The sequence below is a fragment of the Spirosoma montaniterrae genome, assembly GCF_001988955.1.
In the GTDB taxonomy this organism is placed as follows: domain Bacteria; phylum Bacteroidota; class Bacteroidia; order Cytophagales; family Spirosomataceae; genus Spirosoma; species Spirosoma montaniterrae.
Window position 1 is genome coordinate 3,337,370 of the sequence record NZ_CP014263.1, and the last position, 22,137, is coordinate 3,359,506.

Annotated in this window: 22 protein-coding genes; 14 read left to right on the top strand and 8 right to left on the bottom strand. The window is 53.0% G+C overall.

Going from position 1 to position 22,137, the window contains the following annotated elements:
• Nucleotides 1–192: 192 nt before the first annotated feature.
• Nucleotides 193–936 (top strand): response regulator transcription factor, encoded by a 744-nt coding sequence (locus tag AWR27_RS14410; protein WP_077131811.1) that lies wholly within the window; start codon nt 193–195, stop codon nt 934–936.
• Here AWR27_RS14410 and AWR27_RS25320 read toward each other — a convergent pair.
• Nucleotides 843–1,739 (bottom strand): sensor histidine kinase, encoded by an 897-nt coding sequence (locus AWR27_RS25320; protein ID WP_157579221.1) that lies wholly within the window; start codon nt 1,737–1,739, stop codon nt 843–845. The two genes, AWR27_RS14410 and AWR27_RS25320, sit on opposite strands and share 94 nt — an antisense overlap.
• 169 nt (nt 1,740–1,908) lie before the next feature.
• Here AWR27_RS25320 and AWR27_RS14420 point away from each other — a divergent pair, with 169 nt between their 5' ends.
• The 7 genes from AWR27_RS14420 (at nt 1,909) to AWR27_RS14450 (ending at nt 8,883) form a co-directional block, all read left to right on the top strand.
• Nucleotides 1,909–3,627, top strand: coding sequence for a CsgG/HfaB family protein (locus AWR27_RS14420; protein WP_198045007.1), 1,719 nt, complete (start codon nt 1,909–1,911; stop codon nt 3,625–3,627).
• A gap of 45 nt (nt 3,628–3,672) precedes the next feature.
• Nucleotides 3,673–4,275 (top strand): porin family protein, encoded by a 603-nt coding sequence (locus AWR27_RS14425; RefSeq protein ID WP_077131814.1) that lies wholly within the window; start codon nt 3,673–3,675, stop codon nt 4,273–4,275.
• Between the two features lie 36 nt (nt 4,276–4,311).
• Nucleotides 4,312–4,992, top strand: coding sequence for a hypothetical protein (locus AWR27_RS14430; RefSeq protein WP_077131815.1), 681 nt, complete (start codon nt 4,312–4,314; stop codon nt 4,990–4,992).
• Nucleotides 4,993–5,108: 116 nt separating this feature from the next.
• The gene (locus tag AWR27_RS14435) at nt 5,109–5,417 is read left to right on the top strand and encodes a hypothetical protein (protein ID WP_077131816.1); all 309 of its coding nucleotides are present in this window, start codon (nt 5,109–5,111) and stop codon (nt 5,415–5,417) included.
• 74 nt (nt 5,418–5,491) lie between these two features.
• Nucleotides 5,492–6,034: a hypothetical protein gene (locus AWR27_RS14440; protein WP_157579222.1), complete on the top strand. Its 543-nt coding sequence runs from the start codon at nt 5,492–5,494 to the stop codon at nt 6,032–6,034.
• 38 nt (nt 6,035–6,072) lie between these two features.
• Complete coding sequence (locus AWR27_RS14445) at nt 6,073–7,401, top strand: PH domain-containing protein (RefSeq protein ID WP_157579223.1); 1,329 nt, start codon at nt 6,073–6,075, stop codon at nt 7,399–7,401.
• 120 nt (nt 7,402–7,521) lie between these two features.
• The gene (locus tag AWR27_RS14450) at nt 7,522–8,883 is read left to right on the top strand and encodes a M24 family metallopeptidase (RefSeq protein WP_077131819.1); all 1,362 of its coding nucleotides are present in this window, start codon (nt 7,522–7,524) and stop codon (nt 8,881–8,883) included.
• Between the two features lie 126 nt (nt 8,884–9,009).
• Here the strand turns inward: AWR27_RS14450 and AWR27_RS14455 are convergent, their stop codons facing one another.
• Nucleotides 9,010–10,146, bottom strand: coding sequence for an NAD(P)/FAD-dependent oxidoreductase (locus tag AWR27_RS14455; protein ID WP_077131820.1), 1,137 nt, complete (start codon nt 10,144–10,146; stop codon nt 9,010–9,012).
• Between the two features lie 71 nt (nt 10,147–10,217).
• Between AWR27_RS14455 and AWR27_RS14460 the strand changes: the two genes are divergently transcribed.
• The 3 genes from AWR27_RS14460 (at nt 10,218) to AWR27_RS14470 (ending at nt 13,756) form a co-directional block, all read left to right on the top strand.
• Nucleotides 10,218–12,185, top strand: a complete 1,968-nt coding sequence (locus AWR27_RS14460) for an alpha-amylase family protein (protein ID WP_077131821.1) — start codon at nt 10,218–10,220, stop codon at nt 12,183–12,185.
• Between the two features lie 116 nt (nt 12,186–12,301).
• Entirely contained in the window at nt 12,302–13,339 is a 1,038-nt protein-coding gene (locus AWR27_RS14465) for an SPASM domain-containing protein (protein WP_077131822.1), read from the top strand.
• Nucleotides 13,340–13,435: 96 nt separating this feature from the next.
• Nucleotides 13,436–13,756 carry a hypothetical protein gene (locus AWR27_RS14470; protein ID WP_232325837.1) on the top strand — a complete coding sequence of 107 codons (321 nt, stop codon included), beginning with the start codon at nt 13,436–13,438 and terminating at the stop codon, nt 13,754–13,756.
• A gap of 3 nt (nt 13,757–13,759) precedes the next feature.
• Here AWR27_RS14470 and AWR27_RS25795 read toward each other — a convergent pair whose 3' ends face one another.
• Genes AWR27_RS25795 through AWR27_RS14480 form a run of 3 tightly spaced genes read right to left on the bottom strand, consistent with a single transcriptional unit; the run spans nt 13,760 to nt 16,069 of the window.
• Entirely contained in the window at nt 13,760–14,308 is a 549-nt protein-coding gene (locus AWR27_RS25795; protein WP_232325838.1) for an alpha/beta hydrolase family protein, read from the bottom strand.
• 26 nt (nt 14,309–14,334) lie between these two features.
• Nucleotides 14,335–15,015 (bottom strand): hypothetical protein, encoded by a 681-nt coding sequence (locus AWR27_RS25800; RefSeq protein ID WP_232325839.1) that lies wholly within the window; start codon nt 15,013–15,015, stop codon nt 14,335–14,337.
• A gap of 13 nt (nt 15,016–15,028) precedes the next feature.
• Nucleotides 15,029–16,069 carry an endo-1,4-beta-xylanase gene (locus AWR27_RS14480; protein ID WP_077131824.1) on the bottom strand — a complete coding sequence of 347 codons (1,041 nt, stop codon included), beginning with the start codon at nt 16,067–16,069 and terminating at the stop codon, nt 15,029–15,031.
• A gap of 179 nt (nt 16,070–16,248) precedes the next feature.
• Between AWR27_RS14480 and AWR27_RS14485 the strand changes: the two genes are divergently transcribed.
• Together AWR27_RS14485 and eda are read left to right on the top strand one after the other, a co-directional pair.
• Complete coding sequence (locus tag AWR27_RS14485; protein ID WP_083732859.1) at nt 16,249–17,592, top strand: MFS transporter; 1,344 nt, start codon at nt 16,249–16,251, stop codon at nt 17,590–17,592.
• Between the two features lie 105 nt (nt 17,593–17,697).
• Complete coding sequence (gene eda, locus AWR27_RS14490) at nt 17,698–18,345, top strand: bifunctional 4-hydroxy-2-oxoglutarate aldolase/2-dehydro-3-deoxy-phosphogluconate aldolase (RefSeq protein ID WP_077131825.1); 648 nt, start codon at nt 17,698–17,700, stop codon at nt 18,343–18,345.
• Between the two features lie 3 nt (nt 18,346–18,348).
• On the opposite strand, the gene argC is transcribed toward eda, so the two are convergent.
• From argC to AWR27_RS14505, 3 genes are read right to left on the bottom strand one after another with little or no spacing between them, the layout of a single operon-like run.
• Nucleotides 18,349–19,344, bottom strand: coding sequence for an N-acetyl-gamma-glutamyl-phosphate reductase (gene argC / locus AWR27_RS14495; RefSeq protein WP_077131826.1), 996 nt, complete (start codon nt 19,342–19,344; stop codon nt 18,349–18,351).
• The gene (locus AWR27_RS14500) at nt 19,341–20,543 is read right to left on the bottom strand and encodes a glycosyltransferase family 9 protein (RefSeq protein ID WP_077131827.1); all 1,203 of its coding nucleotides are present in this window, start codon (nt 20,541–20,543) and stop codon (nt 19,341–19,343) included. Before AWR27_RS14500 ends, argC begins: the two co-directional genes overlap by 4 nt.
• Complete coding sequence (locus AWR27_RS14505) at nt 20,540–21,733, bottom strand: argininosuccinate synthase (protein WP_077131828.1); 1,194 nt, start codon at nt 21,731–21,733, stop codon at nt 20,540–20,542. The genes AWR27_RS14500 and AWR27_RS14505 overlap by 4 nt, the downstream gene beginning before the upstream one ends.
• 143 nt (nt 21,734–21,876) lie before the next feature.
• On the opposite strand from AWR27_RS14505, the gene AWR27_RS25325 reads away from it, so the two are divergent.
• Nucleotides 21,877–22,026 carry a hypothetical protein gene (locus AWR27_RS25325; protein ID WP_157579224.1) on the top strand — a complete coding sequence of 50 codons (150 nt, stop codon included), beginning with the start codon at nt 21,877–21,879 and terminating at the stop codon, nt 22,024–22,026.
• Nucleotides 22,027–22,137 lie beyond the last annotated feature (111 nt).

The window sequence follows — 22,137 nt, forward strand, 5'->3', positions numbered from 1 at the left end:
AATAAGAAGGTAAGTCAACGGTCGTTCTTGGACCGGGACAATCAAAATTAAGCTCATAATCAATAAGTTGCCGAATGGTTTCATCTGTTCCTGATATGAACAGAGTTAAATTTATTTTTCGGCGACCTTAGTATTTTTTTGTCAGTTTTGGTGCGATTTACACTTCTATCCACACCTATTTTTTCGTTACTTATGTCACTTCCTCTACGTCTGCTTCTGCTCGACGATCATCCTGTTACGTTGTCTGGCCTGGCCGTTGAAATGGCCGCAGATCCTGCCTTACTGGTGATTTACAAATGCCGGTCGGTCGATGAGGCTCTACGCGCACTGCGGTCGACGCCGGTCGATGTGGTGCTGTCGGACCTGTATCTATCCAACGATACGACAGGGCTTGACCTGCTGGCGCGCATGCGCGAAGGTGGCCTGACGGCACCCGTCATTATTCTGAGCAGCGACGATAACCCGGCTGTGGTGCGGCAGGCACTGGCGTTGGGCATATCGGCCTATCTGACCAAACATAGCGAAGGCAGTGCCATTCGGCAGGCCGTTCGGTGGGTAGCACAGCCGCAAAACCAGGATCAGGTGTATTTGTGGCCGTCGTCGCTTCGGCGGTCGGTGTTTGCTGAGCCGCAACCTACCCATACCCCACCAGCCGTTCTGACCAAGCTGACCCGACGCGAAATCGACGTGTTACGACTATTTGGGCAGGGGGCCGAACCGAAAGAAATTACGGGTGCATTTGAGCCGCCACTGGCCCTTCCGACGGTGTACAGTCATTTGCAAAACATTCGCAGAAAACTCGACCTGTCGAACGAAGTTGAATTGCGGAGTTTTGGGCTGCGTTATTTATCGGGCGATTCTGAAACGGGCAGAGTCACTTCGGTACGCAGACCACCGTCGGGCAGGTTAGTGACCAATAGCGTACCACTCAACTGATCGATGCGCCGACGGATGGTAACGAAATTTCGATGGTCAGTCAATTGCTCGACCGAAAGACCTACCCCATCGTCGCGCACGGTAAGTGTTACAGTACTGGGGTTTGTGAACCGGATGTGCAGAGTTGCCTGCCGCGCCTGTGCATGCCGCAGCATGTTGTTTACCAGTTCAAACGCAATGTAATACAACCCCACCTGCACCGGCATGATGAGTTGAGCTGCCTGCGGTGCCACATACAGGCCAAACTGAGTGCTACCATACTCGTTTACGTCGGCAATGAACTGGTGCAGAGCCGGATGCAGCCCCCCGCGCTGTTGTAGCTCGTCTGACATTAAACTATTCGCAACCAATCGAACCTTATTTTGTGCATCGGTCAGCGACGACCGCACGTCGGTCAGATCATGGTGGGCAATAGTGCGCTGGCGCACAATGCGTTCGAGTTTCAAGTTCAGGCCAAACAATACTCCGCTGAGGTTATCGTGCAGATCGGTGGCGAGGTTTCGGTGTTCATCGATACGGCCCTGCCATTCGGCCTGCTGTTGGGCCAGTTGAACCTGTAGTTTTTCTTCGCGCATCTGCTCTATAAGATTCCGTTTATCAGCTTCCAAAGTCATACTTTTCTGGCGTTTCTGCCAATGAAATGCGCCTATTCCAACCGTAATTAACAGCAACAGCCCCCCCAGATACATGCCCCATGTCAGGCTGATAAGCTGGCTATATTCGGCAAAGAATGTCATCGGCAGTGGTATGCACCCCGCCTTCGCAAACCCGATGAACCAAAATAGTGGAAGCAGATACCGCATAGGAAGGCATGTAGAAAACGGGGTAAACCTACCGATACAGCCTACCAGAAGCTATCATAAATTCTATGAGAAACTCGTAAAAATTATGATGGTATGGCCCGGTTTCAGACAGGATTTTTGTGAGGGAAAAAGCTCCACCTACCTCCTATCAATCCGGTCTCCTTCTGTCATGACACATCCTATACGCTCACTTTTGCTGGCCCTACTGCTCAGTAGCCTGGCTTTTGCTGAAATAGCTGCCCAGAAAACGCCCCAGATCACGCTGGAGCAAGTAGCCGAAAAATGTAAAGACCTGCCCCGCGACAAGCGCGTGATTGTGAAAGTGGCCCGCTTCAGCGTATCGACCCGGTCGGCACAGGCCAATGCTACCTTCGGCGATGAGTTAGCCACAATGCTCACCTCGGCCCTACAGCAAACCAATTGCTTTCGGGTGATGGAAATGAACCGCAATGTAAGCGATGCTACCAGCGAGATGGCTTTTGCACAGGACGGCTTCACCGATGGCTCTGGTCCTGACGCGGGCAAAATGCTTGGTGCCCAACTCATTGTAACGGGTGAAGTGACTGATTTTTCCGAAGGTCAAACCTCTACTTCGTTTGCGGGCGTCAGCGTGGGCGGTAATAAATCGACAGTGGGCTTTACGCTGAAAATGATCAACCCCCAAACGGGCGAGGTGCTCTTTAGCCGCGACATAAACATGAAAGGTAGTTCGTCGGGTTTTACGGGCCTGAGTATACTCGGTGTGAAAACGGCAGGCACCACCCAGAATCGGGCCGTACAGGATGCCACCCAGAAAGCCATTATCAGAGCCGTGGAGATAATGGCCGAAGCGAAAGATAAAATAGACATGCCGGAGCCGATGAAGCAGAAAGAAGTAAAACGCTACACGGCCCAGAACTGTCAGATGCTGCGCAATGGCTCACCCAAAGTAATAATCCTGATCAGCGAAGCTACTACTGCTGGTACGGCACGCGACAACACTACTACCGACCTCGCCCGACGCGAACGTGAACTCGAACTAAAAGAACGAGAAGCCAACGTTGGGCTTACCCGCGATATTGTGCAGGGAATTTTTGGTCGCCGTCGGGGCGAGCCTACCAAGCCTGAAGAAACCGCCAGCCGCCAAACGGCAGCATCGGCGGTGTTCAAACCGGTGGTGATCGAGCAGTCGGCTACGGAAACTGAACTGACCCGGCGGTTTGTAGAAGCTGGCTTTCGCGTCGTTGACCCGAAAGTTTACGGTAAGATGCGCCAAATTGCCGATTCGTCGGGCGATTTAGGCGCGATGGCGGCTCTCGGCCTGAAAATGGGGGCGCAGCTTATCATTACGGGCCAGACTATTTCGGAGCGTACCAACGGGCAAGGCGGCATGACAGCCAGCCGCGCCCGGCTCGAAACCCGCGTTATTGCTACAGAAGACGGCTCCATTCTGGCAACCAACGCCGTGAGCGGGGGTGGCATCGACGTTTCGGAAGCCATTGCCAACAAAGTAGCCATTCGGAATGCTGCCGAAAACATGGCCCAGTACCTGATGGATCGGCTCTGCGTAATGAACATTCAGTTCGCTAACGTAGCACCCGGCCCCGGTGCCCGCACTGCCGCACCCGCCCGCGTAACCACCTCAGCGGCTCCGGCTACCAGCGGCAACAGCACCGAAATTGCCGTAACCAACGCCACCTTCCCCAAATTGAATGCGCTGGCAGCGGCCCTGACCAGGAACCCCAAAGTAAAGGGCGTGAAAAAAACCTTCAGTGGCAACACGGGTACGGTGTCAGTCGAGCATACTGGCAATACCGACGAACTGATCGACCTGCTCAACAAGAATCCAGCCATTAAGTTCGATGTCACGGGCTTAGAAGACGGTAAAGCCAGCATCACGCTCAATTAGTGATTCACGTTTCAATCTATCCACAACCAAATTCTGTTCAAGCGCATGGAAAAAGCACTTTTATTACTGGTAGTCAGTATCGGCATCTCATTATCAGCACAAGCCCAACTGCGCTACGGCCTGACCGCCGGTCTGCAATCGGCCAAAATGCGCTTCTCCGGGAGTGGACTTTCCATCAGTACACAGGGGCAGGTGGGAGTTCACCTCGGTGCCGTAGCCGAATTTAGCCTTAGCGAAAAATTTGTACTGCGCCCACAGTTTGGCCTGAGTCTGAAAGGTGGTCGGCTGCTTGACGATGGCGACGTTCTGCGGACAAACCTGACTTATCTCGAACTGCCCGTACATCTGGCATACAAGCATGAACTGGCCTCGGGCAACAAATTGGTGGGCGGCATCGGCCCCTACTTCGGCTTCCTGCTCGGCGGCAACTCCGACGGTGAGCGGATTGTGACAGGCGAAGACCTGAAAGGATTCGACGCGGGTCTGAGTCTGATGGGTGGCTACGAAATAACGGATAAAAACCTGACTGTCAACCTATTTCTCAATCCGGGCATGGCAAACCTCGTGCCGGGTCTCAACAGTTCGGATGTAAAAGCTACCAACAGCACCTTCGGCCTGTCGGTCTCGTATTTTCTGGGCGGGCAGTAAGAAGAGTATAGAGTTACCTAATCAAATCTGAAAACTATGCAAAACAAACTGAACCTTCCGCTTATCGCCCTCTGCCTGCTGATGCTGGCTGCGCTAAGCTCGTGTAAGAAAGACGAAGTGCCGGGGCTGTCGGCCAAAATTCAGAAGATCGTGCCGCAGGCTGCCCTCGATGATATGAAAAGCAAGGGTTTGCTGATTAACGAGGGCAACACACCCCCCAGTATTGAAGGCATTTTTGAAGCCGACCCCTATACGCTGCTGTCTCCCTACGGCCCGGAAGATGGCTGGTCTAAGGGCAAGGTAATTGAAAAGTACCGCTATCGGTTCAGCGGGCAGCAGGGCGACGAAGTGAAACTGGAGGAGAAGCAGATTAACGGTAATAACACGGGCTCAGGAATTGCTTCGTTTCTGGCTGGTTCGGGCAACAAGTTTACGCTGTTCGGCGAGGTGGTTGGCAGTTCGTCGGGCATTGCAACGAAAACGCTGACCGTAATTTCGGGCGAAATAACGTCGACCGGCATCAAAGACTTCCAGTACGCTTTTGTACTGACCAACAAAACCGGCGACGATGATGACGACGTGCTCATGCCCGTCAACAAGTCGCGCGTCTGGATTGACGGCAATCAGATAGCAACGAAGGTCGGCAGTTTTCGCATTCCCGCCACCGACGCGCCCGTCGCGAGTACCAATGTGCGTTCGTTGTTGAGCGCGCGGTAAAACGTTTGTATCTACCGGTCGGCCTACGTTACGTGGGCTGACCAGTGGCCGCTTGTATGCCCTTGCGATTGGAAGTTTAACGTTTACAAGACACGTGAAACACGTTTAAAATAGCTATGCGGTTTATCTATGTAGTACTTGGTGCATTAATTGCCCTGTTTCCGATGGCTTCTTATATACTCATCGCAGTCGAGGTCGTCATGGTTTATCAAATCGCGAAATCTTACGACGCAGTTCACATAGGCGATCTGGTCTGGTTCTGCTCGAAAATGGTGGTTCTTAGCGTGGTATTGAAATTCCTGGCGACATGGCTACATATTATTCCATTGGTTGGACAAGTAGCTAATTCGCTCGTAGCCGCTGCATTTATCTACTTCGTTTACGACGTTGCCGACTCACACTACGCGTCAATCTCCCGCCGATAGTTCTCTCTAAATGTTCGACAGATGAGCATTTCTCCAAAGAATAATAGCATCGCGATTAAACTGGTATAAGCATCATGAACCCACTAACTAAAACAGTAGGATTAAGCTTAATTCGCGTGCTTACTCTACTAATTTTCAGCGGTTGTAACCCCACTTCGTCAAGTTCAAGCCAAACTGACATTGCAGGATTTTGGACTGAAAAGTCAAAAGCGAATCAAAATGTAATTCCGTATGGTGATAGAACCAAGTTTTTGATGATCACCAGAATCTCAGACATTTCCTACAATGTCGTTTTTTCTATTGACAAAGACGAGCAGTTTGATGCCGTTTTCACACTTACAGGCGATAAGCTTATTGGCACTAAAAAGACGCTATTCTCTGATATAGAGCAGACTTTGTACTTAAGTAACAACAATGAGCTTTATTTCGAGAATGAGAAAACTTTTTTTGCACGAATAGGAAAACCGAGTACGTCTCATTCGGGCGAAAAGCCTGTTTTACAAGGCACTCTACAAGACTTTTTATGGAACGCCTTTAAAGGTGCGCGAGTCGGTTTTGTGGGCGTGATACTCTACGTGGCTTATTTGTTTATAAGATCCTTAGTATCAAAAAAATAAGTTAGGCTTACGTTCTCATTTTTTCCATACAGATTCCCATGAAAAAGACATTTTTTACTTCCTTGTTTGTGGCGCTTATTGGTCCCGTCGTTCTTGCTCAGTCTCTTCAACTTACCTATAAGTATTCCTACTACGATGTCTATCAGATTCAAAAGCGGTTTCAGGAACACCCATCCTGCCTTACGACCGCTACCGAAACAGGAGGTTCACCTGGGTATACAAAGACTGTTGAAGAATGGGGTGAGCCATCTGTTGATCATAGTCCGTCGGGGGTGCCATATTTAATACCGAATAAAGTCAGACGGCAAGTAGAAGTTCCGTTCACCGAATATTCTTATCGGGTTTATAAAAATACCTGCTCAAATGCTGTCAGATTAAAAGCCATACGCAAACTTCGCCTTACTACGGGTCAAGTATTTTATGAAGATGCTTCATACAGATTAGAACCCGGAGAAAGTTTAAAAAGAGACATGCAATTTGTTGACAATTACGATCCACAAAATGCGGAAATCGGCTCAACGGTTGCCTACAAAAATGCGCTTGGCATAAACCCTGATGCCTATAACACGTATCTCAATTCGGTTGTAAACAGTAACAGAGGCACACTGATCATTACGCCCACGACCCTGAGAACGAGAATCTCGCTAAACCCCGGCGACAGGCTGATTATCAGGGCCGAAGGGTCAATAAAGCTGGGAGCGTTCGCCGGTTATGGCGGGCCTGACGGCATAGATGGATTTGCTGCCTATAGCCTTGCGTCCAACATAAGACATGGTTCGTTAATCTATGTCATCGGCAATGCTGACTGGCAGTTCGCAGGCAGCAGCAAAACCATCACGGCTTCTAAATCGGGGTCATTGCTGATGACCGTGAACGATAAACAAGTGGATGATGATGAGGGCCAGTTTATTGTCAATTATGAAATTATACGCTCCACTGACGGGGCAACCACGTCACCAACGCCAGCACCGTCAGTTGCTGCGTCGCCGGTTAGAGCCACTCCAGTCATTGAACAAAACACAAATCAACCCTACAACGCTCCCCCTTCAAGGCCAGCCAACAGTGCCAGAAATGTTGATAGAAGTCAGCTTCTCTATTCAGGAGCAGCCAATCGTTTTGTAAATGAACGGGCAATAGGCGGTAAACTCTACTTATATCCCGACCGATTAGAGTTTAGGTCCTATCTTTTTAAAACACTCATTGATGAGCAAACGATCTTACTTGATCAAATTGAACAGGTCGAATTTTATAATCCAATGGATATTTTCCAAAACGGTCTGATAGTTAAAACCACAGATGGCAAAAGACAGAAATTTGTGGTGTATGGCCGGGACCGCTGGAGAGAGGAAATCTACAAGCTAAAGTAATTTCTCGTTGTTCAGTTCGAGCGTTATGGGTCCGGCTGAGTAATTCAGGTTAGCCAGACAATTGGCTACCTACGCAGGTTTCAGCCATCGTTCGTATCTTGCCCGAAACTGCACTTCGGTATGCTGATACGTTTCCAAACCTTCCTCTTTCTGCTGCTTTCGCTGGCTTCGTTTGCCCAGCCCGCCCCTACCGCCATTCTGCCCGAACGCGACCGCGCCCGCATCGTCGACGAAATCCTGGAAGACCGATTTACTAACCTGCTGCCGCAACTGATGCGCCGGGAAGGGTTAGATATGTGGGTGATTATCAGCCGCGAATATAACGAAGACCCGGTACTGAAGACCATGCTGCCCAGTACGTGGCTCTCAGCACGTCGGCGCACGATTATGGTGTTTTTCGACAATGGAAAGGAACGGTCCGCCGATGCGGTAGAAAAGCTCGCTATTGCGCGGTACGACGTGGGTAATCTGCTCAAAGGCGCGTGGGACATCGACGTGCGACCCAACCAGTGGGAAGCTCTCGCTAAAATCATCGAAGACCGGAAACCGAAGAAAATCGGGCTGAATTTCTCGACCGAATACGCCCATGCCGACGGGCTTACGGCCACCGAACAGCGCGAGTTTCTGGAAAAACTGCCCGAAACGTACCGCAAACGGATTGTATCGGCCCAGAATGCAGCCGTAGGCTGGCTCGAAACCCGGACGGAAAAAGAAATGGCGATTTACCCGATGATCTGCCGACTCTCACACCAGATTATTCAGGAAGGATTTTCGGAAGCCGTAATTCAGCCGGGCGTGACCACCACCGACGACGTAGTTTGGTGGTTTCGGCAACGCATTACCTCGTTGGGTTTAGATACGTGGTTCCACCCGACCGTTGACGTGCAACGCGCCGACGGCCAGAATTTTGAACACCTGCGGACGTTCTCCAAACGACCTGACAAACAGGTGATTATGCCCGGCGATCTAATCCATGTCGATTTCGGCATTACCTACCTGCGCCTGAACACCGACCAGCAGCAACACGCGTACATCCTGCGCCCCGGCGAAACCGACGTACCAGAGAGTATCAAAGCCGCTTTCCGGCAGGGCAATCGCTTGCAGGATATTCTGACTGAGCAGTTTAAAGCTGGCCGCACGGGCAATCAGATGCTGCTGGCGGCATTAGACCAAGCCCAGAAAGAAGGCATCAAAGGCACCATTTATTCGCATCCCATCGGCGTTCACGGCCATGCCGCCGGGCCTACCATCGGGCTGTGGGATCAGCAGAAGGGCGTTCCCGGCTCCGGCGATTACCCGCTGCTGGCAAACACGGCCTACTCGATTGAACTGAACGCGGCTGTCGAACTGCCCGAATGGAAAAAAACCATCCGCATCATGCTCGAAGAAGACGGCTTTTTCGACGGCCAAACGTTCCGCTACATCGACGGGCGGCAAACCGAGATTTATACGATTCCGAGGAAGTTGGGGTATGTGCGGTAGAAGTTATTACACAGAGATGCACAGAGTGAAAAGAGACAAACAGAGGAGACTTCTAAAATGAATCTCTGCGTATCTCCTTTCACTCTGTGCATCTCTGTGTAACAACAACCTCTGTGGCCAAAAAAATCATCTCAACACCTCTCCGTGCGTTTGGCGCATAAGTCCGCGCAAGGCGGGCCGGAACGCACCGAAGGCCCACACGGCGGCTTCGGTCAGGCGTTCGTTACCGAACAAACGCTGCACCGTGCGGCCTACCCATAACCGCCGGGCAAACCGCGCCGACCACGCGTGCTGATAACGACTTTCGAGTTCGACCCGGCTGAGGTTGCCGCGCAAATAGCGGTCCGACAATTGGCTGGCGAGCTTCGCGCCGTGAATTGCCATTGCCATGCCGTTGCCGCAGAGGGGCGTAATCAAGCCTGCCGAGTCGCCTGCCATTAAGATGTGGTTCTCAACGGCCCGCTTCGGCGCAAACGAAATTTCGTTGATGACTTCGGGCTTGTCGTACAGAAACGTGGCGTTATCGAAGACCTGCTTCAGGTGCGGATTGCGGTGCAGCACGGCCTGTTCCATGTCGGGAATATTACCGAACTGCCGTAAGTTAGCGCGGGTGGTGAGGTAACAGACGCAGTATTTGCCATCCTCAATGGCCGACATGCCACAGTAGCCATCCCGAAAATTATGCAGGGCGATAACATCGTCAGGAAAGTTCATCAATACGTGATATTTCACACCGACGTAGGGCGAAGATGCCCGAATGAACGCCCGGTCGAGCGACTTATCGAGCCGCGACCGCTTCCCAAATGCGCCAATCACCAGCCTGCTTTCGAGCGTTTCGCCCGTGTTTAGTGTGATGTGATGGCGAAAATCCGGCTTGTGCTGCAACCCCGTCTGCGTGGTCACGTCTTCTACGGCTTTCCCTAACATAAACCGTACACCAGCCGCTTCGCAAAGCTTATACAGCTCATAATCAAGCTTATATCGACTGATACCAAACCCACCCAGATCAAGCTGGCTTTCGAGCAACTGGCCCGATGGCGACGAGATTTGTATGCGGTTTATGTTGGCGGCTCCAAACCCGGCAAGGTCAACACCGAGCGATTCCAGGTAAGGCCGGACTTCGTTGGAGACGTATTCGCCACAAACTTTGTGAAACGGGTAGGTCTTTCGCTCCACGAGTACGACGCCGTGGCCCGCCCGTGCCAGTTCGAGCGCACTGACCAAACCCGCCAGCCCACCGCCAAGTATCACAACATCCTGCATAGTCTCTTAACCTACAACTTTGGCAATCTGTTAAACTTTACCAATGTTTGTAGCCAAGACGCTTTTTCTTCATGACTACACTGGCCGACCTGCAAGCCGACTGGCAGCAACACCACACAACGTACACCGACGCTTACCAATCGGGCCGCGCTTCATTCATACCGAATCTACTGCCCCAAACTGCCGTTCGGTTATCAGTTTATCAAACGCTCGACCTGTTGCATAAGCGGCTCGGCACCGACTTATTGCGCCGGGCACTCGACCCCGCCGAAACCATCGACAGCCCCGTGCGACACCACACCGATGGAACGTGGCTGAAAACCAGCAACATGGTCGGCATCAACGTGCGTACCATCGGGTCGTTCTGGAAAGTAATTGCTTACACGCTCACACTGCCCGCCCACCACGATAGCATTCACCTGCTGCCCATCTGGGAACCGGGCGTAGTAGGCAGTTTGTATGGCATGGTAAGCTGGCAGCTTAACCCCGAATTTTTCGATGTCGAACTGGCGCAATACGTACCGGCCCTGAACACGGTTGAAAAGCAATTGAAAGCCGTAACCAATCTGCTCCACGCAACGGGCCGCACGGTAGGCATGGACGTGATTCCGCACACCGACCGTTTTTCGGAAATGGTACTCACCAGCCCGTCGCTATTCGAGTGGGTACATCGCGAGAAAACCACTATCGTCGATCATACCACCACAGTGTATCGCTATGTCGAAGAAGCGGTGTGGCAGTTTCTGAAATACCACGGTGCCGCCGACGGAACGCCCATTACGTTCGGTAAAGACGTCTTTTTTTCGTTCGATAATCCAATTCTGACCGATGAGCAACGCGCCCGGATGCTGTTCGGGCAACCGCACGATTATGGCGGGCGGTTGCGTCGGCGGCTGGCCCTGATGCGGCATTTGCTGGCGCAGGGCTTCGAGACGTTACCCATGACGATGGCACCGCCCTACCGGGGGCTGCATATCGACGCCAACGATTTTGTTTACGACGATTTCGGCCAGATATGGTATCAATATGCCTTCGATAAGCCGCAAAAAATGTCGCGGGTGTTTGGCCCGCTGGCCCGGTATCGGTTCTACGAGTCGAAAGACAATAATCAAAACTGGGAACTCGACTTCGACCGGCCCGTTTACACCGCCTGGCAATACATTTGTCAGAAAGTACACGAATGTCAGCGCACGTATAATTTCGACTTTATGCGGGGCGACATGGCCCACGTGCAGATGCGTCCCGAAGGCGTACCCAACATGGTGGGGCATTATTACGACCCGCTGAAGGCCATCAAACGATACATTCGCGGCAACGGTGTTCCTCATTTCGCGTTTTTCGCCGAAACGTTCCTGGCCCCGCCCGACACAATGGGCTACGGCAACGAACTCGACCATCTCGACGCCATCGACGCCGATTCGACGCTGGGCGATTTACAGTCGCTCGTGGTTGGGTCGGCGGAGTTTCGGCGGCAGTTCGCGTTGTATGACGAGTACCTGCGGACGCGCCGGTTTGCGCCCAACTTCACCGTCATGACCGCCGACAAAGACGACCCGCGCTTTGATGAATTTTACCGTACCGGCAATATTTTTCGCTATTTTACGGCTCTCTTCCTGACCGATTGGCCGAGCTATACCGGACTGGGTTTCGAGGTTAGGAACCTGCATCCCGAACGCGGTCCCAACGAAGAATATACCAAGCTCTACGTATTCCAGATTGAAGATGACCGCCAGCCCGACAAAGTAACGCACGGCCCGTTTGTGTGGGGTCAGAACGCCGAACAGTTTGCCACCATCGGGCGCATCCGGGCCTTCGCCGAACGCATCTGGAACGACATCGAAGGGCAGGAAACGCACTGGCTCGTTGGCCCCGCCGATAACAAAGCCTATGTTGCCTGGACACATGCAGAGGACGCCGAATATGTGTTTGCCGCCAGCATGACCGGCAAATTACCTACCGACATACCCGGCACCGAAGATAGCACGTTGGTTTTTGAGGAAAGCGGTTGCCGCGTTTGGCGAACCGGCTTGCCGGAATGACCGTTATGGTGTATATTATGCAAAACCGTGCAAATCTGCTCCGATGACGACGTCTGTTCGGCCAGCCCGGTATTAAATGATTTCAGCATTTCGGTGAATGAGTTGTTAGGGCAAATATGAATCACAGTCAAACGGTTAGACGCTTCCACGACGGTCTGAATTTTGCTTCCAAACTGACCCCGAAGCGCGTCGCGAATGCGCTGAAGGTGCTGTCGAGTTATTACTATTCGCGGCAAATGGGCAAGCCGCTGCACCGGGGTCTGCCGATGTCGATTTCGTTTGAGCCGACCACGAGTTGCAACCTGCGCTGCCCCGAATGCCCCAGCGGGCTACGGTCGTTTACGCGCCCCACCGGAATGCTGGGCGAAGACCTCTACAAACGCACCATCGATGAACTGCACGAAACGCTGTTATACCTGATTTTTTACTTTCAGGGCGAACCCTACCTGCACCCGCAGTTTTTAGACCTCGTGCGCTACGCCACCGAGCGCAACATTTACACTGCCACCAGCACCAACGCCCATTACCTGACCGATGCCAACGCCCGCAAAACCGTTGAATCAGGCTTAGACCGGCTTATTATCAGCATCGACGGCACCACGCAGGAAACCTATCAGCAATACCGCGTGGGCGGCAAACTTGAAAAAGTGCTGGAGGGGACCCGGAATATTCTGCGCTGGAAAAAAGAATTGAAGTCGCGCACACCCCACGTCGTATTCCAGTTTTTGGTGGTGAAGCCCAACGAACACCAGATTGCGGAAGTACGTCAGTTGGCCCGTGAGTTGGGCGTCGATGAAGTAGCCCTGAAAACAGCCCAGATTTACGACTATGAACACGGCTCCGACCTTATCCCAACGCTCGACCACTACAGCCGGTACGCCCCGCAGCCCGACGGCACCTACCGGATCAAAAACGGTTTCGGCGACCACTGCTGGAAAATGTGGCACTCGTGCGTCATTACGTGGGATGGGCTGGTAGTGCCCTGCTGCTTCGACAAAGACGCGCATCACCGGCTCGGCGACCTGCAAACCGAATCATTTGCCAAGTTATGGCACGGTTCGGCTTATGAAGAATTTCGCGGCACGCTGCTGCGGTCGCGTTCCGAAATCGAGATGTGTCGCAACTGCACCGAAGGTACTAAAGTATGGGCATAGACTGGCCCGAAACCGGCTGTAATTTCTAACGATTTTCTAATGTAACATTTTGCTAAACAGCGCGTTATACGGTCAACGTGAGACACAAACGAACGTTTGGCTCAGACTCACGGACAGATCATCCAAACCGTTACGATCATGTTGGCACCCGTTATTGAAAAAGAGCAGATAAATCAGTACCATTTTCCACATAACGAAGTACTGACCAGCGAAGAAAGCCGCGCTCAACGGCTGGCAATGCTGTATAAAGCCCAGACTCTTGGTAATCTTGAAAAACATAAAGTGAGCATAGCTTTTGAAACACTGGAAGGCGTTCGGGCGGTAAACACCACCGTTTGGGCCGTACTGGACGACTATGTACTGTTGAAATGCGGCACCGTTGTTCCAATTCACGCCATTCGGGAGGTAGAAGTCTGAAACCTACGGCAGTTCCTCGTCGGCAAACGTCAGGTACTGCCACCAGTCGAAATCCGTGACATCGTGTACACCCGTGCGAACGTGAAAACGCACTGCTTTGCCAACCGATTGATTCACGGGCGGCACGTCGGTTACGCCTAAGCCCGCTTTATTGTAAAGTGCGTACACCGGCCCGGCTTCCAGCGCGGCCAGAAACTGCCCGCGTGTGTCGGCCCAGCGGTCGTCTTCGGCGGCTGCTACATAGAGCGGACGCGGGGCAATGAGGCTTAGTAGAATGTGCTGATCGACGGGCAGGGCCGATACCTGCTCGTTGTAGGCTTTGTATCGATTGCAAAACCAGTGCGGAAACGCCGTATTGATACGAGCCACGGTTTCGCCGTAGTTGCGCCGGGATAAAGCCGCCCCGCCCTCGCCCGATTCGTTGGCAATAACAGCGGCAAAGCGTGTATCCTGCGCTGCCGCCCACAACGCTGCTTTGCCAATGCGCGAATGCCCAAAGGCAATAACCCGTTGGGCATTTACCAGTGGTTCGGTCTCTAAGTAATCGAGCATACGGCTCATGCACCACGCCCACGCGCCTATGGCCCCCAGTTGTCGGTGCGGCTTGAATCACCTAATACAGAGCGGATTCCGGTTTTCCAGCCTTGTGGATGGTCGGGTTCGATGTCGCCGTAGTAGGCCGTAGCAACGGCGTAACCCCGCGCCAGCAGCGTGTCGATAGGCCAACGGCGGGTCTGCATCCCGCGTGCTTTTTCGGTAGCTTTATTATTGACCGATACTTCGCCAATGGCATTGCTCATCCAGCGCGTCGAGAGCGGAATGTCCGGTTCGTTGCTGATGCAGTGGTTGCCGCAGAAATTTAGCCCCAGAAATACCGGAGCGGCCTTTTTTGCGGTCTTCGGCACATAGAGCAGCAGGTCGATGGGCGGCAACTGGGGGTAGTCGGCAAAGTAAATCGACACCTGTTTACGGATAGCCCGCCCACCGCGAGCGTTTGCATCGATGGCTCCGGGCTGAAACCGCAGCCGAACGCGTTGGTTGGGCGTTTTGCCATAAACGTGTTCAGCAAACAGGTTGAGCCAGTCGGCCCGGCGTTGCTGCCAGGCTTTGGCGGTTGTGATTTGTTGCCCCTTTTTATCGGTCAATGGGTTGGGCAGCGTGTAGCTGCCAACCTTAGTCTCGTCGTAGTTCGGAACGAAGTTGGACTGGGCCATTGCGCAGGATACGGTCAGGGAGAAGAAAATCGGTAAATATCTCATAATCAGGTATTTTTTAACGCAACCCATCCAGTACGCCCTCATGAGCCGGTTTCTTCTGATAGACTTTATCGAACGGCAGCGGAAAATCAGTGCATTTGCAGAATTTCGGAATCCAGCTATCACCATCGCCCACGTTCCAGGTGGTAATACCGTGTTGCTGGCTTTTGGGTACACGTGTTCGATAAGCCCGCACGATGGCCGTAAATTTGGCTTTTTGCTGTTGCCAGTGCAGGTCGGTCGGGCTGAAGTTGGCTTCGCCTTTCGGGTTGATACGCACGTCGAGTTCGGAGATATGGACCAGCAGGCCCGTGGTCGCAGCCTGCCGAATGGCGTTTTCAATTTGCGCGTCGGGGTGATTGATGTGCGTATGCATTTGCAAACCAACGCCGTCGATGGGTATGCCCCGCCGACGGAAATCGGCCACCATTGTCAGCATTGCCTGTAGTTTTCGGGAGCTGTATTCCTGCCCGTAGTCGTTGTAAAATAGCTTTACCGTTGGGTCGGCCTGCCGGGCGTACTGAAAACAGCGGGCAATATAGTCGGGGCCAAGATGCCGTGACCAGATGGTAGGGCGCTGCGTTCCATCGTCTAAGAAAGCCTCGTTCACCACGTCCCAGGCGGCAATGCGGCCTTTGTAGTGTTGCACAACGGTGGTGATATGATCGCGGACAAGCGTTTCCCAGGCCAGCGAATCGCCCGAAAAATTTTTGACCCAGTCAGGCACAGCTTCGTGCCAGAGCAGCGCGTGTCCGTGCATTCGCTTGCCAGTCTGACTGGCGAAATTCACCAGCACGTCGCCCGGCGACCAGTCGTAGCGGCTGGCCTCGGGGTGTACGTGGTGCATTTTCAGATGATTCTCCGATGTAATGCTACTGAATTCGCGCTCAACGGTTTGCCGATAAGCGGCATCGTTGGTCAGGCGTACCGGACTGAGCGCGGCCCCAAATGGAAACGGGGTCACCGATTGAAACGTGGGTCCGGGTGGTTGGGCCTGGTTGTCGCGGCAGTTCATAAGACCGATTGCCAGCAATCCAATAACAATACGTAGTTTCATACCAGTAGAAGGTTATCAACGAAAGCGTTGTAGTTGCTTTTTTTAACTGATATTCCCCAGTCTGATACAGCGACTGGGGTCAGGTTGAGGGGTAGATATTGTGGCTATCGTTCTTAGTGACAAACAAGCGTCAACTTTTCTGAGTCTTCCTCTTTCCGACTTCTTCAACCCCATCGCTCATGCAAACGAAACCAGCCGCACCACCTGCCCCTTCTGTGCTGGGCACTATGACCAACTATCGCTGGCGAATTCTGAGCCTGCTTTTTTTTGCCACTACCATCAACTACGTTGACCGGAGCGTTCTCTCCTACGTAGTCAACAACGACGACTTTAAACGGCAAATGCTTGATCTGGCACCGGGTACGCTGCTCAACGCCGATCATGAGAAAGCCTTTAACGTGCTGTATGGCAACGTACAGTCGCTGTTTAAACTGGCTTATGGGCTGGGTTTTGTGCTGATGGGCTGGCTCATCGACCGGCTCGGTACGCGGCTGGGATACGCCATTTCCATCACGCTCTGGTCGTTGTCGGCCATTGCCCACGGGTTTGTGGGCAGTGTGCGCGGACTTGCGGTAGTGCGTGTCGGGCTGGGTATCGGCGAAGCGGGTAACTTCCCGTCGGCCATCAAGACCGTAGCCGAATGGTTTCCAGTAAAAGAGCGGTCACTGGCTACGGGCCTGTTCAACTCCGGGGCCAATCTGGGCATTATTCTGACCGCTTTTTCAGTACCGTATCTACTCGAACGATACGGCTGGCAAACCACGTTTTTGGTCAGTAGCTGCTTAGGCGTTGTTTTGTTGATACTCTGGCTCTTATTCTACCGTCGGCCCGAAGAACATCGCAGCGTGTCGGAGGTTGAACTGGCGCATATTCACAGCGACAACGAGACGGTCAGCACCGAAAAGCTTGGCTGGGGGAAAGTGATTCCGTACCGGCAGGCGTGGGCTTTTGCCGCTGGTAAATTCATGACCGACTGCGTGTGGTGGTTCTATCTGACGTGGCTCCCCAAGTTTTTCAACGAAAATGCATCATTCAAGCTCGACCTGAAAACCATTGGTCCGGCATTCTTGGTCATCTATTTGGTTTCCGACGCCGGTAGTATTCTGTTCGGCTATGTGTCTACGTCGTTTATCAAGCGCGGATGGTCGCCCAATGCAGCCCGCAAAACCACTATGCTGCTTTGTGCGCTTTGCGTGGTGCCGATTTACTTTGCGTCGGTCACGGGGAGTTTGGTCGTTGCGGTTGCGCTGATTGCCATAGCCGCAGCCGCGCATCAGGGCTGGTCGGCCAATTTGTACACCATTGTTACCGACATGTTTCCGAAGCGGGCGGTGGCGTCGGTAATTGGGTTTGGCGGCATGTTTGGGGCACTGGGCGGTGCATTGCTCGATAAAAATTCGGGCTGGCTTATCAACAACTTCGGCTATGGCTCGCTGTTTCTGATTGCGTCGGTTGCCTATCTGTCGGCATTGGCCGTTATTCACCTGCTGGTGCCGAAACTCGCACCGATTCCTGAGAAATAAAAACACCCCACCCCAACCCCTCCCCGTTAGGGAGGGGCATCTAAAGAAGCTTACGCGAGTAAGCCCCTCCCTAACGGGGAGGGGTTGGGGTGGGGTAACAACACGATGACCACAACTGACCAACTTCTTCAAGCCGGTATCGTTCCGGTTTTTTCCCATGCAGACGCCGATATAAGCGTTCAGGTCGTTCGGGCAAGCTACGCGGGCGGTATCCGGGTGTTTGAATACACCAACCGAAACGCGTCGGCACTCGACAATTTTAAGCGATTAGTGGCCGCAAAAGCCGACCATTTTCCCGATATGCTGCTGGGTATTGGCACTATCTGGCAACCCGAACACGCCCGGCAGTTCATCGAAGCCGGGGCCGCGTTTGTGGTAGCTCCGGGCCTGAATCCGGCAGTGGGCGACGTTTGCCGGACGCAGAACGTGCCGTGGCTACCGGGCTGCATGACCGTGTCGGAGGTTTTTCAGGCGATGCAGGCCGGGGCCGATTTTGTCAAAATTTTTCCGGGCGAGGTAGTTGGTCCAGCCTTCGTGCGGTCGGTAAAGAGCGTACTGCCCACGGCGCGGCTGATGGTGACGGGGGGCGTTGAACCAACCGAAGCAAGCCTGTCGGCCTGGTTTGGCGCGGGCGTAACGGCGGTCGGCATGGGATCGCAACTATTTCAGAAACAGGCTATTGCCGAGCAGAATTGGAAAGCTATCGAGCAAATGGTTTCACGAACGCTGACAATTCTGGAGCAGATTCGGTAATACTTAAAATGCCACCGACTTTAGCCGTAAGCCCAGGTTTTCGGGCATTCCAAACACGAGATTCATATTTTGCACAGCCTGCCCCGACGCCCCTTTTGTCAGGTTATCGATGATGCTCGTGATAAGCAGTTGCCCGTTGTGTAGTTCCAGATGCAACAGGCATTTATTCGTGTTCACTACCTGTTTCAGATCAATCGGCGTGTCGCTCAGGTGCGTAAACGGATGTTCGGCGTAGTAGCTGCTATACAGGGTTTTAGCTTCATCGAGCGTACCGCCATAGGGGGTGTAGACATTTGCCATGATGCCGCGCGTGAAGTCGCCCCGGTACGGAACGAAGTTGATGGCTCCCGTAAAGTCGGGGCCGCCGTGGATTCGGTCGAGTTGGGTCAGACTTTGACGGATTTCGGCGAGGTGCTGATGCGTGAAGGCTTTGTATATCGAGACGTTGTTATTACGCCACGTAAAGCCGGTTGTTGGCACCAACGCCTGCCCTGCTCCGGTACTGCCCGTAATCGCGCTTACATGCACATCGTGGTTGAGCAGACCAGCTTTTGCCAGCGGCAATAGAGCCAATTGAATAGCCGTAGCGAAACAGCCGGGATTTGCTACGCGGGTAGCCTCGGCAATACGGTCGCGGTTCAGTTCGGGCAGACCATACACAAAATCGTCGCTTTCGTCGCGAAAGTCAGCACTGAGGTCAATTACCGTCACGTCGTCCGAAATTTCGTGTTCGGTCATGAATGTTTTCGACGCGCCGTGTCCCGAACAGAGAAAAATAACGTCTAAATCCAGTTCTTCGTCTTCGTCTGCGGGGCCGCTGAACGTCAGATCGGTATCGCCCAGCAGGTCGGTGTGGGTGGTCCAGACGGGTTTGCCGGCCTGACTATTGCTTTGCACAAAGGCGATATTGACGAACGGGTGATTGATGAGAATGCGCAGTAGTTCGCCCCCCGTGTACCCGGCTCCGCCGATGATGCCTACCTGTATTTTATCGTTCATTGTTTTAAAACTAATTTCTGTATCCACTCAAACGCACGGTCGAGCGTGGTGGCATCAAATGTGGTTACGTATTCAGATTGAAAATCGGGCCGGTGAATAGTTAGTTCCCGGCTGGCAGTATGGTTGTGGAGCACGAGCGTAGGCCGGGCCGAAATCGGAAAAAACTGTAACCCCATACCGTTGTAAAAAAAGGCCACCGTAGGGCAGAAAATCGAACATAGATGCACTGGCAGCGAATCGAGCGTAACGGCATACTGCGACGCCCCGGCCAACACCGCCATCTCCTGAATAGTCAGCTTGCCCACCGCCGACACAATCCGACTGGCATCAACGGCGTGATTGCGCCGAAGTGTTTCGTAAATCGTGGCTGTGAAATTGGTTTGGCCGCTCAACACCAGCGTTGCGGTATCATCGGGCAAAACGCGCCGGGCCACATCGAGCCAAAACTCCGTTGGCAGCATTTTTTCGGTGCCGCCCGCTTCGGGGCAGAGTAACACCACCGGTCCGGCTGGTTGCGGCTGACCGAGTTTCTGCCAGATTTGCCCGGCGGTCAGGCCCGGCGTCTCGAAATACGGTTGAATGGTTTCAATGCTGGCCGAAATGCCGAGCGGTTTCCATAATTCATCGAGCAGCGTGAAATGGTGAAACTCGCCGTTGGGCAGAAAAAACTCATCATCCAGCAAGCCACCCCAGCCCCGCGCCCCGAAGCCAATGGCCCGGCGCACCCGGATGAACGGCAATACGAAATGCAGTGGTGAATTAGCAAATCGAATATCGACCGAATAATCATAGGTCTCGGTTTTCAAAGCTGCCACCGCCGACCGAAACGTTTGCCGAAAGCTTTGCCACTTCTTCAGGTTCGACCAGTTTCGGCGGTTTGTGTTGGGGTGGTTCAGGTGCAACACGCGCCGGATGTACGGATTCGACTGCCAGATGGGGTCACACCAATCGCCCGACAGCACGTCGATGACGGCATCGGGGTAGCGTTGGCGCACGACCGGAAAAATATACGACAGAATAAGGGCGTCGCCCAAATGCCCCGACGTCATAAACAGAATTTTCGGGCGCACGGCGTCGGGCGGACCAAAATTCCGGCGTTTGTAGCGGCCCCGTGCGTAGCGATCCACAAACCAGTCCATCAGGGCCAATGGGTAGGCTACGCTGCGGGGGGCGCAATAATCTCGTCCGTAAACAATCACTGGTTGCTAATTTTCTCGTAGATCATAACCTGATTCGACGCTACTTTCGAGAAGCCGCGCACGTCGTCGCCGGTCCAGGCGTTGTTCATCTCGCCGTATGAACCAAACGTAGCCGACATCAGATCATATTCCGACTCGATACCCAGCACCGTAAACCGATGCGGAGCTAATTGCACATGCACCTTGCCCGACACATGACCTTGTGTATCGGCCAGAAACGTTTCGATGTTGCGCATCACGGGGTCCATAAACTGCCCCTCGTGGAGCATGGTGCCGTACCAGTTGGCGAGTTGTTCTTTCCAGTACAGTTGCCACTTGGTCAGTACGTGTTTTTCGAGGGTGTGGTGGGCTTTGATGAGGATGAGCGGGGCCGGAGCCTCGAACCCAACGCGGCCTTTGATACCGATAATGGTGTCGCCCACGTGAATGTCGCGCCCAATGCCAAACGGTCCGGCCAGTTCGGTCAGCCGCCGAATGGCATCAACCGGGTTAGCAAACATCTCTGTATCAATGCCTTTGATTTCGCCGTGTATGAACGTGAGCGTGATGGTTTCCGGCTCTACTTTCGATACCTGCGTGGGCCAGGCCGATTCGGGCAGGTACTGGTCTGAGGTCAGCGTTTCTTTGCCACCCACCGACGTGCCCCACAAACCCTTGTTGATGGAATAGGCTGCTTTGTGCCACTCCTGCTCCACACCCTTGTTTTTAAGGTATTCGATTTCGGCCTCACGCGAAAGCCGCAAATCGCGGATGGGCGTAATGATTTCGGCTTCAGGAGCAATGATCCGAAACGCCATATCGAAGCGTACCTGATCGTTGCCCGCGCCGGTGCTGCCGTGAGCAATGGCTGTTGCACCAATCTGCCGGGCATATTCGGCGGCTGCAATGGCCTGAAAAATGCGTTCGGCACTCACGCAGAGCGGATACGTGTTGTTTTTCAGCACGTTACCAAACACCAGAAACTTCAGGCATTGCTGATAGTAATCGTCGGTTTTAGAAATCGTCGCGTGCGATTTCACACCCAGCGAGTAGGCCCGTTCTTCAATGGCCTGAAGTTCGGCATCCGAAAAACCGCCCGTATCGACCAGCACCGAGTGGACTTCCATCTGCCGATCTTCCGATAAATATTTAACGCAGAACGAGGTATCAAGGCCCCCGCTAAAGGCAAGTACTACTTTTTGTTGAGACATCGGGAACAGGGAACAGTGAGCAGCCAACAACCAACAGCAGTGGCTCAGTTGACGCGTTCAGGATCAATTTGCGGGGGCAAATATCGGGCTTGTTCGCGTAACTTGCGCAGTAAGTTTAAGGATGACTTATTTTTGCCAAGACCATGAACACAAATAAACCAGACCCAGCCATTTCTGATAAAAGGCTTTATGTGGATGAGTTTAGAGAGAAGTTACTGTCCTCATTCGTTATCGTACAAAAACAAAAGGAAGGGAAGATAATAGCGCAAGCTTTGGCAAAAGCGGCTAAATAATAGTCAGATGCATACAGAATAAAAAAAGACAGTTGTTGATTAACAGTGAGGTATCGCGCATGCAAATACGGTCTTGTACATACAGCTTGAATATCATTTATCCAAAATATA